We start from the raw sequence: 15,851 nt of genomic DNA on the forward strand, positions 1-15,851 counted from the left end.
CTGTGGGCCCGGCGGCCGGTTCTGGCGGGAGGAGACGGTCATCGCAGCCCCCGAGGGAGTGGCCAAGCGAGCGGACTCGCAACTGGTCGTGATGCCCCCGGATGCCCCGACGGGAGTGCAACGCGAGGTGAGCGGATCGGTTGACCTCGCATGTCGCCGCCCTTCGCCGGGATCGGTCCGGCGGCCGCCGCGCCATCCGGCGCAGGAGAAGGAGCAGCCATGCCTTGGATTCTGTGGGGGTTGGCCCTGCTGGCCGGTGCGCTGAACACGGTCCAGTCCGGCACCAACGCGACGCTCAACAAGGTGCTGGGCCAGCCGGTCCTGGCCGCGCTGGCGGTCTATGCGGGCGGCGTCGCGGGGGCGCTGCTGGCCTCGCCCTTTCTCGGGCTGTCGTGGCGGGGCCTGGGCGGGCGGGCGGGGCAGGTGCCCTGGTGGGGCTGGATCGGCGGCCTGCTCGGGGCGGTCTATGTGCTGGTGACGCTGACCTCGGCGCAGAAGCTGGGTGCCGGTCCCTACACCGCCCTCACCCTGACCGCGGCGGTGGTGACCTCCGTGCTGCTCGACCATTTCGGCCTTGTCGGCTTCGAGGTGCGCTCCCTGAGCCTGCTGCGGGTGCTGGGCTGCGCGCTGATGGTCGGCGGGGTCGTGCTGATCGCGCGCTACTAGGGGAGATGCGAGGGAGGGGGGCGGAGGTTCCGCCGCAACAAGGCGCATGCGCCGGCGTTCATCCGGTCATGCGTATTCACACCCTCCACTGCGGCTGCATGCGTCCCTTCGGGGGCGGGCTATGGGATGGGCTGACGCCCGGCATGGGGCCGTCGCGCCTGACCTGCCGCTGCCTTCTCGCCGAATCGGAGGATGGGCTGGTGCTGGTGGATACCGGCTTCGGCATGGGGGATGTCTTCGACCCGGAGGCGCGCCTGCCAGGCGTCGCGCGCCATGCCACGCGGGTCCGGGTCGCGCCGGAGGATACGGCGATCGTCCAGGTCCGGACCCTGGGTTTCGACCCCAAGGATGTGCGCCATATCGTGATGACGCATCTCGACTACGACCATGCGGGCGGACTCACGGATTTTCCCTGGGCGACGGTGCATGTGTCGGGGCGGGAGGCGCGGGATGCGCGTGCGCGGCGGGGGCTGACGGGGGCGATGCGCTACCGGCCCGGACAGCTTCGGCGCGACATGCGGGAGCACGACCGGCTCGGCCAGAACTGGTTCGGCTTCGCGGCGTTTCGCGAGGGGCTGCCGCCCGGCTTCGTGCTGGTGCCGCTGCCCGGCCACACGGCGGGGCATTGCGGCGTCGCGGTCCGGACCGGGGCGGGCTGGCTGCTGCATGCGGGCGATGCGGTGTTCAACCTGCGCGAGTTGCGGGCTGCGCCGCGCTGCCCGCCTTTCGCCCTGGCCTATGAGACGATGATGCAGCGGAGCGGGCGCATCGCCGCGGCGTCCCAGGCGGCGCTTCGGGCGCTGCTGCGCGGGCATTCGGACGAGGTCCAGGTCATCTGCACCCATGACCCGGTGGCGGACCCGTTCCTGCCGGAGATGGCGTCGCGGGCGGCGTGAGGGATCAGCCGCCGCGCCCGAGCCAGCGGGCCAGGCGTTCCGGTGCCGCCGCCATGTCGGCTTCCGGCCCGCAATAGGAGAAGCGCAGGAAGCGGTGGCCACGGGCCGGGTCGAAATCCACGCCGGGGGTGGCGGCGATGCCGGCCTCGGCCAGCATGGCGGCGCAGAAGGCCACGCTGTCGTTGGTCAGGTGGCCGACATCGCACCAGAGGTAGAAGGCGCCGTCCGCCTGGGCGATGCGGTCGAGGCCGATGCCCGGCAGGGCGCGCAGCAGGATGTCGCGGCTGCGGGCATAGGCGGCGCGGTTGGCCTCCAGCTCCTCCGTGCAGTCCATCGCGGCCTGGGCGGCGAGCTGGGCGATGTGCGGGGCGGAGATGAACATGTTCTGCGCCAGGCATTCCACCGGGCGGAGCAGGTCCTCCGGCAGCAGCATCCAGCCGATGCGCCAGCCGGTCATGGAGAAGTACTTGCTGAAGCTGTTGACCACCACGGCGCTGGGGCTGAAGGCCGCCGCCGTGGCTTCCTCCACGCCATAGCTGAGGCCGTGGTAGATCTCGTCGGAGATGAGGCGCACCCCGTTCGCGTGGCACCAGCGGGCGATGGCGGCGAGCTCGGCGGGTGCGAGCATGGTGCCGGCGGGGTTGCAGGGGGAGGCGACGATCAGGCCGGCGGGGCGCGGGTCCAGCTTCTCCAGCATCGCCACGGTGGGCTGGAAGCGGGTCGAGGCGTCGCAGGGCAGCGTCAGGGGGCGCATCCCCAGCGCGGTGAGGATATTGGCGTAGGGCGGGTAGTAGGGCGCCGCCATGGCCACCGTGTCGCCCGGGTCGAAGGCGGCGAGGAAGGCCAGCGGGAAGGCGCCCGAGGCGCCCACCGTGACGGCGATGCGGTCCACCGGCACGGGCTGGCCATAGTGGCGGGCGTAGCGGAGCGCGATGCGCTCGCGCAGGGGGCGCAGGCCAAAGGCCTCCGTGTAGCCCATGGGCTCGCTGGCCAGCAGCGCCTTCGCCACGGCCTCGGCGGCGCCGCGCGGGGCGCCGGTGCCGGGCTGGCCGACCTCCATGCGGAGCACGCCCGGCGCGCCCGGGGGCAGGGCGGCGGCGCGGGCATTGGCCGCCGCGATCACGTCCATGACCAGGAAGGGCGGTGCGTCGGCGCCGCGCCCCACCTTGAGGCCGGGCCCCGGCCGCGGCTTCCGATGCCCCTGGGTCATGCCGTCAGTTCCCCCGGCCCATGAGGGCGAGGCCGCCGCCGCGCGGGTCCACCGCCGCCTGGCAGGTGGCGACATTGCCGGGCAGGTAGTCGGGGCAGGCGAGCGCCGCGCCGCGCCCGGGTTCCGGTACCGCGGCCAGGGCCTCGGCCAGGCTGCCGCGCCGGGCGAGCGCCTGCGCCGCCGGCAGGGCGGCGGCCAGGGGCGCGTCTTCCTGGCCCGAACCGGCGCCGGCATAGCGGAAGGCCTTGATGTTGGCGTTGCTGACCAGCACCGGGGAAAGCAGCGGCGGCGTGATGCCGCCCGGCCGTGGCGCGGCGGCGAGCAGGAAGCCCATGCCCGGCACCATGCGGCCGGTGCCGAAGAGGTTGTTCATGCTGAAGTTGCAGCTGACAGCGCCGCCGTCGCGGTCCACCACCACCAGCGAGGAGGAGGCGGGCAGGGGCGCGGCATTTCCGGCCGGGGCAGGCGGATTGGCCAGTAGCGCGGCGGGATCGGCGCCGCCCCGGGCCGCGCTGGCCGCGGCGAGGCCGCGCGCCTGGGCCGTGGCGGGCGCTTCGCCGTTGCGCAGGGCCTGGAAGGTGACGGCCGCCGCCACGCCGCCGGTGCTGGCGAGGGGGGCGAAGGCGGCGAGGTCGCTGCCGGCCCGCACGGTGAGGGGCTGTTGCAGGCGCGGGATGGCGTCGCGCAGGTCCTCCACGCGGAGGCCGCCGCCGGCCGGCATGGAGCCGTCGGCGAGCTGGCGCGCCATGGCGCCGAGATAGAGGTCGCCCACGCCGGCGGTGCGGAGGCGGGAAAGGGTGTTGGCGAGTTCCGGCTGGACGAGCTGCGAGCCCTCGGCGGTGACGCCGCGGAACACCGCCCCGGCGCGCGGATCGGCCAGCAGCGGCGCGCCCACCGTGGCGAAATCCGTGGCCAGCGGGCGGGAGACCTGGGCGCCGAAGCGGGCCAGGGTCTCGGCGGGGGCCACCAGTTCCTCGAAGGGCCGCCGTCCGGCCCGGGCCTGCAGCGCGTAGAGGCCGCGGGCCATCAGCGGCACCGCCGCCGGGCGGTCGGCGCCGGGGCTGGCGTGGCTGGGGGCCTCGGCAGGGAAGGTGATGGCGTCGGTGGTGCCCCGGCGCGGGTCGAAGGACAGGCAGGCGCCGCCGCCGCCGAGGCCGGCGCGGGAGGGCAGGGTGACGGCCATCACCAGCGCCGCCGCCGTGGCGGCATCGGCGGCCGAGCCGCCGCGCGAAAGGACGTCGCGCGCCACCAGCACCGCGCGCGGGTCGTCCGCCGCCGCGCCGCCGAGGAAGCCGCTGACGTAGCCCGGGTCGCCGGGCTGCGCCCCGCCGGTCAGGCCCAGGCTCTGGCTGACCCGGTCGACGGTTGAGCAGCCGGACAGGGCCAGGCTGGCGGCGAGGCCCAGGCACAGCGCCCGGGCGGGGGAGGCACCCCGGGTGCCACCCTTGGAGCCCCGGTCCATGGAGTCTTGGCCAAGGCCGCGCATCCGGCGCCCGCCCTCCGGCCGCCCGGCCTGCCGGCGGGGCTGGGCCCAACGGGGCTGGGCGTCATCCGTCCGGCCCGTACCGGCCTCGTTCTGCACCGCCGTGACCATGCTGCTGTCCAATCTCCCTGACCGGTTCGGCCCGCCGGCTCGACGGGTGGGCTGTGGCAATGGCGGAGGCCACCGGCCACCCCATAGGGGGAAGCCGGGGGCCTCCTCCAGGGCTTTCCGGATGCCACCGCCGCGGCTTCCCATGCCCGCGGAGGGCCGCCGCGCCCCTGGAACACGAATGGCGCCTTAAACGCCTTCCCATCCAGCGGCAACCGGGCAGATCCCGTTGCTGAATCGACATGTCGCGCGCGGGCGCGCTTGCCGTGGCCGCCGATTCCCCGGACGATGTGCGGCCAAGGGTCACGGGTTCGGCTATCGGGCCGGATGATGGATCGGGCCGTGGGGTGGCGGGCCCGGCTTGCCGGGTGGGCCCCGGGGATGGCACCTGCCCGGATCGGAACCGCGCGACGCGCGTCTCGGAAGGACATGATTCATGCGGACACGGATCGCCGCCGGCCTGTTCCTGGCCCTTTCCGGCCTTGTGGCCGCGCCTCTGCCACCCTTCGCGGCCGCGCGGGCGGAGGAGGCGTCCTTCACCCCGGCACAGCGCGAGGAGATCGTGCGCATCCTGCGCGAGGCGTTGCGCACCGACCCGACCATCCTGCGCGATGCCGTGGCGGCCATGCAGCAGTCGCAACAGGCGGAGCAGGAGCGTGGCCGCCGCGATGCCATCCAGGCCCAGGCGGCGGCCCTGCTGCGCGATCCGGCCGATCCGGTGAAGGGCAACCCGGCCGGGGACCTGACGGTGGTGGAGTTCTTCGATCCCCGTTGCGGCTATTGCAAGGCGCTGGCACCGACCATGCAGGAGCTGCTGTCGCAGGACGGCAAGCTGCGCGTGGTGATGAAGGCGATCCCGATTCTGGGTCCGAACAGCGTGCTGGCCTCCCGCGCCCTGCTGGCGGCGCAGCGGCAGGAGAAGTTCGTGCCGCTCTACGACCGGCTGATGCAGCTTCGTGCGGAGCCGACCGAGGCGGTGCTGCAGGCGGAGGCGCAGAAGCTCGGCCTCGACTGGGCGCGGATGCGGCGCGACATGGACGACCCGGCCATCGAGGCGCGGCTGCAGCAGAACCTGCGGCTGGCCCAGGCCCTGTCGATCGAGGGCACGCCGGCGCTGGTGATCGGCGACACGCTGGTGCCGGGGGCGGTGGACTTGGCGACGCTGCGGCGCCTCGTGACGCAGGCGCGCGGGCGCGGCTGAGGGAGGGGGCGAGGGGGGAATGCAGATCGGGCTGAGAGGCCTGCTTGCGCGTTTTCCGGTGCGGCTGCCGGTGCCGGACCTCGCCCCGTTCCTGGCGGGCAACCTGCTGCCGGGCGCCTGGTCCTTTGGCGCGGCGCGGCCAGGGCCGCATGTGGTGGTCACCGCCCTGGTCCATGGCAACGAGATCGCCGGGGCCATCGTGCTGGCGGAATGGCTGCGGCAGGGGCTGCGGCCCCGCATCGGGCGGCTGAGCCTGGTCTTCGCGAATCTCGACGCCTTTGCCCGGTTCGATCCGGAGGATCCCACCATGTCGCGCTTCGTGGAGGAGGATCTCAACCGGGTCTGGGCGCCGCATGTGCTGGACGGGCCCCGCACCTCGCTGGAACTTGCCCGGGCGCGGGAGCTGCGGCCGCTGGTGGCGAGCGCCGACGTGCTGCTCGACCTGCACTCGATGCTCTGGCCCTCCGATCCGCTGCTGCTGGTCGGGCGTTCCGTCCGGGCGCAGGCGCTGGCGCTGTCGCTTGGCACGCCGCCGGTGGTGGTGGCCGATGACGGGCATGCGGACGGGCTGCGGCTGATCGACTATCCGCGCTTCCGCGACCCCGCCTCCAGCGCCTGCGGGCTGCTGGTGGAAGGCGGCGCGCACTGGGAGCCGGGGACGCCGGAACTGCTGGACCGCTGCGGGCGCGCCCTGCTGCGGCGCCTCGGCCTGCTGGAGCCGGCCATGCCCGGCACGGTGCTGTCCGGACCGGCTCCGGACGCCTCGCTCTGGCGCGTGACCCGCACGGTGACGGCGCGGCGGCATGGCTTCGCCTTCACCGAGAGCTTCCGCGGCGGCACGGTCATCCCGCGCCGGAACACGCTGATCGCCCTCGACGGGGAGGAGGAGATCCGCACCCCCCATGACGACTGCCTGCTGGTGATGCCCAGCCCCCGGGTGCTGCGGGGGCATACCGCCGTCCGGCTCGCGGCACGGTGCTGCGCTGAACGATAAAGGGGCGCGCCTTGGGGGCAAGGCTCCGCCTCGCCCCCAAACCCCCACTCCGCCAGGACCCTGAGGGTCCTGGACCTCCCCTTCGCTGGTGCTTGCCGATGCCGGATCGCGCCGGAGAGCATGGCTCTCCGGCGGACTGCCTGTGCCGTCAGCGCGGAGACGGTGTCTACTTCTTCTCGGTAGCCCCGCCTTCCCACCTGCTCCCAGGGATCAGGCTGCGGAAAAATGTCCACCGCAGGCGCCAACTCAAGCCCGGGGACCGGCTTCGGCCCCTGGCGGAGAGGGGGGCCGGCGGGAGAGGCGGCGCCTCTCCCCCCAGGGTGGCCCGAAGCGGAACCGCGACCCGCGAAGGGCCGGGTGCCTTAGCGGCGGCGCTTCTTCTTCTGGTTCTGGTTCGGGTTCTGGGGCCGGGCCGGCTGCGGCAGGGTGGGGGCCGGCGCGGGGGCGAGGGTTTCGGGTGCGAAGACCGCCTGCATCCGCGTCACCGCCTTCTGGGCGGCGGCGAAGTCCCGGCTGCGCAGGAGGATTTCCACCAGCCGCAGATGGGCGTTGGTGTCCTGTTCCGCCTGTTGCAGGACGCGTTCCATGTAGCCGCGGGCGGCGGGCAGGTCGTTCTGGCGGATCGCGATGTCGCAGAGCCGGCGCAGAACGTTCAGGTCCTGCGGCACCAGGGCCAGCGCGGCCTCGACGCGCTGCTTCGCGCCGTCCAGGTCGTTCTGCGCCTGCAGGACCTGGGCGAGCTTCAGGATCGTGCCGATATCCTCCGGCGCGGCCGCGACGGCGCGTTCCGCCCATTGCCGGGCCTCCGAGCGGCGGGACTGGCGCAGCGCCAGGTCCGTGAGCTGGTGCAGGGCCGCCCGGTTGCCCGGGTCACGGACGAGGATCTCCTCCAGCACCTGCTCGGCCTCGCCCGGGTCATCCGCCTGGGTGGCGGCGCGGGCGAGGTTCAGGGCGGCGCCCAGGTCCTGCGGCGCCAGGTCGCGGGCCTGGCGGGCGAGGCGGTAGGCTTCCTCGACCCGGCCCTGTTGCAGCAGCAGGCCGCTGAGGCGCTGGGCGGGGGCCGGGTGCTTCGGATGGTGCGGCAGGAGGGCGCGGAAGACCGCCTCGGCGCCCGCCAGATCCTGTTGCCGATGCATCACGGCGGCGAGGTGCAGGGCCGTGTGCAGGTCGTGCTCGGGCGCCGCGGCGCGGGCCTGTTCGGCCCATTGCCGGGCCTCCTCCAGCCGGCCCGCCGCCAGGGCCTGCTGGCTCAGGGCACGCAGGGCCTGCGGGTCATGCGCGGGCTCCGCGGCGGAGGTGTCCGCGGTTCCGGCGGTGTGGTGCAGGACGGCTTCTTGCATCGCGGCTTATCCCCTTCTGGAACCCCGGCCCGCCTCGGAAGGCAGGCCCCGGCCCGGGCACGCATCCCGCGGGAAGGGCCCGGTCCGGCCGGTATCCCGGTTCCGGGCAGGCCGGTGGGGCTCCGTTCTCAGGCAGGGGCCATTCCTCGTGGGTTCCACACGCGCGCGGGCTCATGTGGTGGTAATGAGAGAGCATATGCAACGCAAAGTCGCCTAAACACAAGGATTACTCTTTTGGGTTGTTAACCTTCGCCCGGAATCAAGGCACGGTCGGCGGGTGCCTCAGCCGGGTTCCCCTTCGAGCGGCTCCTTTCCGACCTGCCGGATCAGCGCCACCATCTCCGCCGCGGCCGCCACGACCTCGGCCTCCTCCAGACCCTTGGCGACCAGGGCCACGCCGCTCCGGTCGGGGCGGTAATAGGGATAGGAGCCGATATCCAGCGCGGGATGGCGCGCCTGGATCGCCCCCAGGCCTTCCGCGATCTGCCCTTCGTAGATCCCGTCGGCATGCACACTGCGCGAGAGGACCGGACGGCCGCCGATCAGGCCGGGGGCCAGGGCCTCGAACATCGCCTGCATGATCCGGGGCACGCCAGCCATGACGTGCACGTTGCCGATGGTGAAGCCCGGCGCCACGGAGACGGGGTTGGGGATCAGCGCGGAGCCGCGCGGGATGGTCGCCATGCGCTGCCGGGCTGCGTTGAACTCGGTGCCCTGCTTCTCGTAATGGGCGGTGAGCAGGGCCATGGCCTCCGGGTGCTTTTCCCACGGCACGCCGAAGGCGCGGGCGATGCATTCGGCGGTGATGTCGTCATGGGTCGGCCCGATGCCGCCGGTGGTGAAGACATGGTCGAAGCGCGGGCGGACCGCGTTCACCGTCTCGACGATGACCTCCGGCACGTCGGGGATCACCCGTACCTCGCGCAGCGGGATGCCGATCTCTCCCAGCCGGGTGGCGAGGAACTGCAGGTTGGCGTCCCGGGTGCGGCCCGAAAGCACCTCGTTGCCGATGATCAGGAGGCAGGCGGTGGGGTTGGCGGACAAGGCAGGGCACTCCGGCGGCGGTTCGGGGGCGCCAGAGTGCCACCATCCGTGGCGAGGGAAAGTGTGTCATGCGGGGGAGGCGTCTTGTTCCGCCCGGAGGGATAGGCGTTTCGCTTCGCGGCTGCGCCCGGGGGAAAGGCGGAGCCTTGTCCCTCGGGGACGGCGCGGCGGCCGGATCAGAGGAAGTCGCGGAGGAGGGCGACCAGGGGCTTGTCGGCCGGGGGCATGGGATAGTCGGCGAGTTTCTGCGGCCGCACCCAGGCGAGGGCCTGGCCTTCGCGGGATTCCGGCGTGCCTTCCCAGCGGCGGCAGAGGTAGAGCGGCATCAGCAGGTGGAAGCCGTCATAGGCGTGGCTGGCGAAGGCGAAGGGGGCGAGGCAGGTTTCCGCGACGTCGATGCCCAGCTCCTCCCGAAGTTCGCGGATCAGGGCTGCTTCCGGCGTTTCGCCGGGGTCCACCTTGCCGCCGGGGAATTCCCAGAGGCCGGCCAGGGCCTTGCCCTCCGGCCGCCGGGCCAGCAGCACCCGGCCGTCGGCGTCGATCAGGGCGCAGGCGGAGACCAGCAGCAGGCGCGAGCCACCGGCCGGGACGGGCTGTTCCGCCAGGACCGGGGCGGGGGCGGGATCGGCCGGGGTCGAGAGCTCCGCCCGGCCGGCGCGGAAGAGGCGGACGGGCAGGCGGGCGTTGCGGGCGGAGAATTCCTGCTCCCCGGTGCCCGCCTCGACGAAGCCGATCCGCCGCAGCACGGCGGCGGATCGCTCGTTCTCCACCAGGGCGCTGGCCTGCAGCGTGTCGAGGTCCAGGTTGGCCAGGGCCCAGCGGGCGAGGCGGCCCGCCGCCTCGCTGGCGATGCCGCGCCCCCAGTAGCGCCGGCCGACCCAGTAGCCGAGGGCGGCGCTGCGCGGGGCGGCGGTATCGGGGCGGGTCAGGGCGACGCAGCCGACGAGCTGCTCGCGCCCCTGGGACGCCTCCTCCACGATGGCGAGGTGCCAGGCCTTCCCGGCCGCGATCTGCGACCGGGTGGAGCCGATCCAGTCATCCGCCAATTCGCGCGGGTAGGGGAAGGGGACGCGCGCCAGCATGCGCGCCACCTCCCAGTCGTTCACCAGGCGGTGCAGGTCGGCCGCATCCGTCGGGCGCAGAGGCCGCAGCAGCAGCCTTTCCGTCCGCAGCGGCGGGAAGAGGGAAGCATCCTCCTCCGCCGCCGCGGCCGCGGACTCGCTCAACGCCGCCACCATCCCGCGCGGCGCGCCTGGGACGGCGAGGTCCCGTCCAGGACCACGGGCTTCGCCGGCTCGCCCACGACGGGCTCGGCGGCGCCAGTGGGGGTGCCAATGGGGGTGCCAATGGGGGCGCTGGTGGCGTCCGCCGCCGTTCCGGCGGGTTCGACAGCCTGTGCCGCGGCATCCGGAGCCGCCGGGGCCTCGTTGGCCGGGGGCATCGCTTCCGCGACGGGGGCTTCCGCGACGGGGGCTTCCACGACCGCTTCCGACAGGGTGGCGACGACCACGGCTTCCTCGGTGGCCTCCCCGGCCGGCTCGCCGGCCGGCGCGGATGCCTCGGCGGGGGCGGCTTCGGGGGGCTGGGCTGGGGCTTCGGCCTCGCCCGCCACGGGCAGGGGCGCCGTCGCGGCATCCTCGCCGCTCAGCACGGCCGGGATCTCCGGCGGCGGCCCGGCGGTGATCGACACGGCCAGCGGCGGCAGCTCGCCGGCGGTCAGGCGGCGGGCGGCGGCCTCGGCGGCGGCCTCGGCGGCGGCCAGGGCATCCATCACCGGATCATAGGCGCCGCCGAAGGGATCGGCCGGGGTCGGCCCGGTGTAGCGGCTGGCGGCACGCTCGCCACGGCGCGGCGGGACGGCCTCGGAGGATTCCTCCGTCTGCTCGCTGCCTTCCTCCTGGCGGCGGCGACCGCCGCGGCGGCCACGGCGGCGGCCACGGCTTTCCTCGCCGCGCTCGTCCGCCAGGGCCTCCGGGGACTTCCCGCCGGGCTTCTCCTCGTCCGGAGCGGTTTCCGCCTCGGCGGGGAGGGCCGGGGCCTCATGGGGGGACTGGTCGGAGGGCTGATCGGGCGGGCCGGCCTCGTCCGACGGGACCGGCTGCTCCTGGTCGGCGTCGCCTTCGCCCGCAGCCTCCGCTTCCGGGCGCTCGCCACCCTCGCGGCGGCCGCCACGGCGGCGGCGGCGGCGGCGGCGGCCGTTCTCGCCCTTCTCGTCCGCATTGCCCTCGGGACGGTGCTCGGCCTTGTCGTCGCCGGCCGGGGCGGCCTCGGCCTCCGGCTCGTCCTCGGCCTCCTCCGGCTCCTCGGCCACCGCCTCGGGCAGGTAGTCCATGCGCAGGGCGGGGGCACGGCTCGCCACCTGCGGTGCCGGCATGGTCTGGGCCTTCAGGCGCTCGATGCGGAACTGCGCCTCGGACATCTCATGCTCGCCCGACAGCAGGACGTGCATGTTGAAGCGCGCCTCGATGTTGGCGAGCCATTCGCGCTTGTTGTTCAGGATGTGCATGGCCACCGGCTCGGCGGCCTGGACCATGATCTCCGAGGCGCGGCGCTTGGCGCCTTCCTCCTCGATCGCGCGCAGGACGTGCAGCGCGCTGCTTTCCAGCGAGCGCACGATGCCCCGGCCCTGGCAGTGCGGGCAGGTCATGAAGGCGTGCTCGGTCAGGCTGGGGCGCAGCCGCTGGCGGCTCATCTCCAGCAGGCCGAAATGGCTGATGCGGCCGACCTGGATGCGGGCGCGGTCGGTGCGCAGCGATTCCTTCAGGCGGCGCTCGACCTGGGCGTCGTGCTTGCTCGACTCCATGTCGATGAAGTCGATGACGATGAGGCCGGCGAGGTCGCGCAGGCGGAGCTGCCGCGCGATCTCCTCCGACGCCTCCATGTTGGTGCGAAGGGCCGTGTCCTCGATGTGCCGGTCGCGGGTGTTGCGGCCGGAGTTCACGTCGATGGCGACCAGCGCCTCGGTCTGGTTGATGACGATGTAGCCGCCGGAGCGGAGCTGCACGACCGGCGACATCATCGCGTCGAGCTGCTGTTCCACCCCCGCCTTGACGAAGAGCGGCACCACCGGGTCGCGGTACAGGCGCACGCGCCGCTCGTGCTGCGGCATGATCATGCGCATGAAGTCGCGGGCCTGCTTCCAGGCGGCCTCGCCCTCGACCTCCACGTCGTCGATGTCGCGGCCGTAGCTGTCGCGCAGCGACCGCTTGATGAGGTCCGCTTCCTCGTAGATCAGGGCCGGGGCGGTGGAGCCCATGGTCCGCTCGCGGATGTCGTCCCAGAGGCGGAGCAGGTACTCGCCGTCGCGCCGGATCTCGGGCTTCGGCCGCTGGGCGCCGGCGGTGCGGACGATGATGCTCATGCCCTTGGGCAGGCTCATCTCCTCCACCGCCTCGCGCAGGCGCTTGCGGTCGGCGACCTGGGTGATCTTGCGCGAGACGCCGCCGCCGCGCGGCGAGTTCGGCATCAGGACCGAGAAGCGGCCGGCCAGCGAGATGTAGGTGGTGAGCGCCGCGCCCTTGTTGCCGCGCTCCTCCTTCACGACCTGCACCAGCATGATCTGCCGGCGGCGGATCACCTCCTGGATCTTGTAGTGCCGCAGGAAGCGGGGCGGGATGCGGCGCTCGCGGCTGCGGTCCTCCTCGCCACCGCCCTCGGCATCGCCGCCCAGGGTCTCGGGCGGGACTTCGGGCGTGTCGTCGAGGACCAGGGCATCGCCGGCCTCGCGCACCGGATCGCCCTCGGAGACCTGGTCCACATGCATGGACATGGGCTGGGCGCGACCGGGGCGGGGGGTGCCGCCGTTGCCTTCCTGGACGCTGCCTTCCTGGACGTTGCCTTCCTGGGCCTCGCCGGGCGTGCCGGTCCCGGAGGCCGCGTCCGGGGCCTGTGCCGGCTCATGGGTCGCGGATTCCGGGGCGGCGTCCGTCGGGGCCGCCTCGCTGCGGGCGATGGGGAGGGGCGCGGTTTCCTCGCCCGCCTCGCGCGGTGCCTGAAGGGAAGGGCCAGGGGGAAGCTCGGGGATGGCTTCGCCGAAGACCTGGTGCGGGCCGGGGTTCGCGGCCTCGCCGCCCGGCGCCGGGGCGGCGGTCCCGGATGCCATGGCCTCCGGCGCGGCGGGGGCGTCCCCGGCGGGCGGGGCGGTGTCCACCGGCGGCTCTTCCGGGGCGGCGTGGCTGACGGAACGCGAGCGGCCGGAGCGGGAGCCACGGGGCTCACGCGCCTCGCGGCGGCGCAGGTCACGGTCGTCCTCGGGGGCGGGGCGCTCGGCGGCGGTGTCGAGCTCCGCCTCGTCCTCTTCCTCCTCCTCGGCCTCCTGCGCCTGCATCTCCAGCAGGCGCTGCCGGTCGGCGACGGGGATCTGGTAGTAGTCGGGGTGGATTTCGCTGAAGGCCAGGAAGCCGTGGCGGTTGCCGCCATACTCGACGAAGGCCGCCTGGAGGCTCGGCTCCACGCGGACCACCTTCGCCAGGTAGATGTTGCCCTTGAGGGGGAGGCGGTCAGCCGCCTCGACGTCGAAGTCCTCGATCCGGTTGCCATCCATCACCACCAGCCGGGTCTCTTCCGGGTGGGAGGCGTCGATCAGCATGCGCTTGGTCATGGAAGCGTGTGCTCCGCGACAGCCGCCTGCCTCTCGGGGCGGCGGCGTCGGCTCGGTTGTGGGATGCGGAGCGGAAGCCGGCGCAGGGCGTCGTGGCGATTCGCGATAGGCGCGTCGTCGCGGCCATGCCGGTCCCGTCCTCACTCTCGCAGGGCGCGGCCCGGGAAAGGGCCGGCCCGATGGTTGGGCGCACCGCGCGCAGGCCCCGCGCGCATCGCGGAATCGCGGCGCAAGCGGGCCGGCGGCAGGCGCGCGGAGGGCTGGCAGGTTCCAGGGTTGCCTGGCAAAGAGCGCCCATGCGCGCCGCGGGACGCACCGGCCGGGGAACCGGGACCCGCACCTTCCCGGAGGAACGGCCGCCTGTCATGGCGGGCGCGATCGGCCAGCCACCGGCGCCAGTCCGGGCGCACGGGTCGTCGCGTCAGGGCCGGTCCATCATCCAGGCCAGCCGAGGCGCATCGTCCCCCCACCGGCGACTTGCCGCCGGGGCAAGCCACCATAGGCAGGGGCGGAGTCCTCCACAAGGCTGCTTTTTCCGGGACATTGGCGCCGTCCGGCCGCATCCGACGCGCCGGGGCCGGGCAGGGGGTGGCGCCGGATGCGGCAGGACGCGGCCGCGGGCACGGGAAAGGGCGGCCCGGCCGGGGTGACAGGGGCGGGTGGCGGGGACATGCTCCGGGGCATGGCATCCTTGACGAAGGGGACGGAGAACCGCCCCGCGTCGCCCTCCGCCGTGCCGCTGGAGCCGGGCGAGGCGATCCCGAGACCGCATCCCCCGCTCTGGCTGCTGGCCCTGGTGACGTTTTCCGGCACGCTGGCCATGCATATCTTCGTGCCGGCCCTGCCGAGCGCGGCCCGCAGCCTCGGGGTCGGCGCCGGGGCCATGCAGGGGGCGATCACCTTCTACCTGATCGGCCTGGCCTGCGGGCAGCTCTTCTACGGCCCCCTCGCCGACCGGTTCGGGCGGCGGCCGGTGCTGATCTCGGGGCTGATGCTCTATACCTTCGCGGGCTTCGTGGCGCTCTTCGCCCCGGGAATCGGCAGCCTGTCGGTGGCGCGCTTCTTCCAGGCGCTGGGCGGCTGCGCCGGGCTCGCCCTGGGGCGGGCCATGGTGCGGGACACGGCGGAGCCGCAGGCCGCCGCGTCACGGCTGGCGCTGCTGAACCTGATGGTCTCGGCCGGGCCGGGCCTGGCGCCCGCCCTGGGCGGGGCGCTGGTGGCGCTGTTCGACTGGCGGGCGATCTTCGGGCTGCTGGCCGCCGTCGGGCTGGGGCTGCTGCTGCTGTGCTGGCGGCGCCTGCCGGAGACGGGGCAGATGCGGACCGGCATCCGCGCGGGCCATGTGATGCGGGACTACCTGCGGCTGCTGCGCTCGCCAGCCTTCCTGGGCTTCACCCTGGGCGGGGCCTGCACCACCACCAGCATGTACGGCTTCATCTCGGCCTCGCCCTTCATCTTCGTCAACGAACTGCACCGGCCGGTGCAGGAGGTGGGGCTCTATCTCGCCGTCATGGTGCTGGGCCTTTCCGCCGGCAGCCTGGTCGCCAGCCGGCTGGTGCGGCGCTCTGGGATCGACCGGGTGATGATCGGCGCCAGCCTGGCGGGGCTGCTCGGCGCCTGCCTTTTCCTGGGCGTGGTGCTGTCGGGGCATATGAGTGTCGCGCTGATCATGCCGCCGCTGGTGCTCTTCACCTTCGGCAGCGGCATGGCGAGCCCCATGGCGTTGACCCGGGCGATCAGCGTGAACCCGGCCGTGATCGGCTCGGCGGCCGGGCTCTATGGCTGCGCGCAGATGGGCTGGGGCGCCCTGTGCTCCGCGCTGGTTGCCATCGGCGGCGATCCGGCGGTGGGCGCGGGGCTGGTGCTGGTGGGAGGCTGCGCCATCGGCCAGATGGGGTTCTGGATCGCCGGCCGGTCGCGACGGGCCACCGCATCCCGGGACGCGGATGCGCGTTAAGCCGGTGCCTTTGTCAGCAAGAGGAGCACAGGCCATGGCGGATGCGAGCGCGATCAAGGAGCACATGGAGATCATCGGTGCGGATGGCGGCCATATCGGCACGGTCGATCACGTCATCGGCGATCGCATCAAGCTGACCAAGTCCGATCGTGGCGCGGCCGGCAAGCACCACTACCTGCCGCTCGGCCTGATCGAGGACGTGGACGGCGGCAAGGCCCGCGCCTCCTTCAAGGCGGAGCTGGCGGAGGATTTCTGGGAAGCCGAGGACGCCTGAGCAGCCTGCCCCGTTGCCCTGGGAACCGGCGCCGGGGCCGCTGCCGGATGCGGCCCCAGGACCGGCGACACGACGTGG

12 protein-coding genes are annotated in these 15,851 nt (G+C 73.7%); 6 read left to right on the forward strand and 6 right to left on the reverse strand.

Features of this window, described 5'->3' with window-relative positions; translation table 11 throughout:
* The first annotated feature begins 219 nt into the window (after positions 1–219).
* Positions 220–666, forward strand: a complete 447-nt coding sequence (locus BT98_RS0116485) for a DMT family transporter (protein ID WP_026033056.1) — start codon at positions 220–222, stop codon at positions 664–666.
* 68 nt (positions 667–734) lie between these two features.
* On the forward strand, positions 735–1,562 hold the full coding sequence (locus tag BT98_RS24765; RefSeq protein WP_037251252.1) for an MBL fold metallo-hydrolase: 828 nt from the start codon (positions 735–737) through the stop codon (positions 1,560–1,562).
* A 4-nt stretch (positions 1,563–1,566) separates the two neighbouring features.
* Here BT98_RS24765 and BT98_RS0116495 read toward each other — a convergent pair whose 3' ends face one another.
* Together BT98_RS0116495 and BT98_RS24770 are read right to left on the reverse strand one after the other, a co-directional pair.
* On the reverse strand, positions 1,567–2,772 hold the full coding sequence (locus BT98_RS0116495) for a pyridoxal phosphate-dependent aminotransferase (RefSeq protein WP_019460328.1): 1,206 nt from the start codon (positions 2,770–2,772) through the stop codon (positions 1,567–1,569).
* A 4-nt stretch (positions 2,773–2,776) separates the two neighbouring features.
* On the reverse strand, positions 2,777–4,378 hold the full coding sequence (locus BT98_RS24770) for a gamma-glutamyltransferase (protein WP_162175656.1): 1,602 nt from the start codon (positions 4,376–4,378) through the stop codon (positions 2,777–2,779).
* A 421-nt stretch (positions 4,379–4,799) separates the two neighbouring features.
* On the opposite strand from BT98_RS24770, the gene BT98_RS0116505 reads away from it, so the two are divergent.
* Both BT98_RS0116505 and BT98_RS0116510 read left to right on the forward strand, forming a co-directional pair.
* On the forward strand, positions 4,800–5,564 hold the full coding sequence (locus BT98_RS0116505; protein WP_019460330.1) for a DsbA family protein: 765 nt from the start codon (positions 4,800–4,802) through the stop codon (positions 5,562–5,564).
* Between the two features lie 19 nt (positions 5,565–5,583).
* Positions 5,584–6,558 carry a M14 family metallopeptidase gene (locus BT98_RS0116510; RefSeq protein WP_019460331.1) on the forward strand — a complete coding sequence of 325 codons (975 nt, stop codon included), beginning with the start codon at positions 5,584–5,586 and terminating at the stop codon, positions 6,556–6,558.
* 362 nt (positions 6,559–6,920) lie between these two features.
* Here BT98_RS0116510 and BT98_RS0116520 read toward each other — a convergent pair whose 3' ends face one another.
* The 4 genes from BT98_RS0116520 to BT98_RS24780 all read right to left on the reverse strand — a co-directional run bounded on the left by BT98_RS0116520 (position 6,921) and on the right by BT98_RS24780 (position 13,542).
* Entirely contained in the window at positions 6,921–7,898 is a 978-nt protein-coding gene (locus BT98_RS0116520; protein ID WP_019460332.1) for a tetratricopeptide repeat protein, read from the reverse strand.
* Between the two features lie 282 nt (positions 7,899–8,180).
* Positions 8,181–8,942, reverse strand: coding sequence for a competence/damage-inducible protein A (locus tag BT98_RS0116525; RefSeq protein WP_019460333.1), 762 nt, complete (start codon positions 8,940–8,942; stop codon positions 8,181–8,183).
* A 176-nt stretch (positions 8,943–9,118) separates the two neighbouring features.
* Complete coding sequence (locus BT98_RS28465; RefSeq protein WP_019460334.1) at positions 9,119–10,168, reverse strand: bifunctional GNAT family N-acetyltransferase/(deoxy)nucleoside triphosphate pyrophosphohydrolase; 1,050 nt, start codon at positions 10,166–10,168, stop codon at positions 9,119–9,121.
* Positions 10,165–13,542, reverse strand: coding sequence for an Rne/Rng family ribonuclease (locus tag BT98_RS24780; protein ID WP_019460335.1), 3,378 nt, complete (start codon positions 13,540–13,542; stop codon positions 10,165–10,167). The genes BT98_RS28465 and BT98_RS24780 overlap by 4 nt, the downstream gene beginning before the upstream one ends.
* Positions 13,543–14,224: 682 nt before the next feature.
* Here BT98_RS24780 and BT98_RS0116540 point away from each other — a divergent pair.
* Both BT98_RS0116540 and BT98_RS0116545 read left to right on the forward strand, forming a co-directional pair.
* Positions 14,225–15,499, forward strand: coding sequence for a multidrug effflux MFS transporter (locus BT98_RS0116540; RefSeq protein WP_115359219.1), 1,275 nt, complete (start codon positions 14,225–14,227; stop codon positions 15,497–15,499).
* A gap of 34 nt (positions 15,500–15,533) precedes the next feature.
* Complete coding sequence (locus tag BT98_RS0116545; RefSeq protein WP_019460337.1) at positions 15,534–15,773, forward strand: DUF2171 domain-containing protein; 240 nt, start codon at positions 15,534–15,536, stop codon at positions 15,771–15,773.
* Positions 15,774–15,851 lie beyond the last annotated feature (78 nt).

Source organism: Roseomonas mucosa ATCC BAA-692 (genome assembly GCF_000622225.1).
Classification (GTDB): Bacteria; Pseudomonadota; Alphaproteobacteria; order Acetobacterales; family Acetobacteraceae; genus Roseomonas; species Roseomonas mucosa.

Coding starts and splice junctions, on each gene's coding strand:
- BT98_RS0116485 (WP_026033056.1), top strand. CDS start 220: ATGCCTTGGATTCTGTGGGGGTTGGCCCTGCTGGCCGGTGCGCTGAAC.
- BT98_RS24765 (WP_037251252.1), top strand. CDS start 735: ATGCGTATTCACACCCTCCACTGCGGCTGCATGCGTCCCTTCGGGGGC.
- BT98_RS0116495 (WP_019460328.1), bottom strand. CDS start 2,772: ATGACCCAGGGGCATCGGAAGCCGCGGCCGGGGCCCGGCCTCAAGGTG.
- BT98_RS0116505 (WP_019460330.1), top strand. CDS start 4,800: ATGCGGACACGGATCGCCGCCGGCCTGTTCCTGGCCCTTTCCGGCCTT.
- BT98_RS0116510 (WP_019460331.1), top strand. CDS start 5,584: ATGCAGATCGGGCTGAGAGGCCTGCTTGCGCGTTTTCCGGTGCGGCTG.
- BT98_RS0116520 (WP_019460332.1), bottom strand. CDS start 7,898: ATGCAAGAAGCCGTCCTGCACCACACCGCCGGAACCGCGGACACCTCC.
- BT98_RS24780 (WP_019460335.1), bottom strand. CDS start 13,542: ATGACCAAGCGCATGCTGATCGACGCCTCCCACCCGGAAGAGACCCGG.
- BT98_RS0116540 (WP_115359219.1), top strand. CDS start 14,225: ATGGCATCCTTGACGAAGGGGACGGAGAACCGCCCCGCGTCGCCCTCC.
- BT98_RS0116545 (WP_019460337.1), top strand. CDS start 15,534: ATGGCGGATGCGAGCGCGATCAAGGAGCACATGGAGATCATCGGTGCG.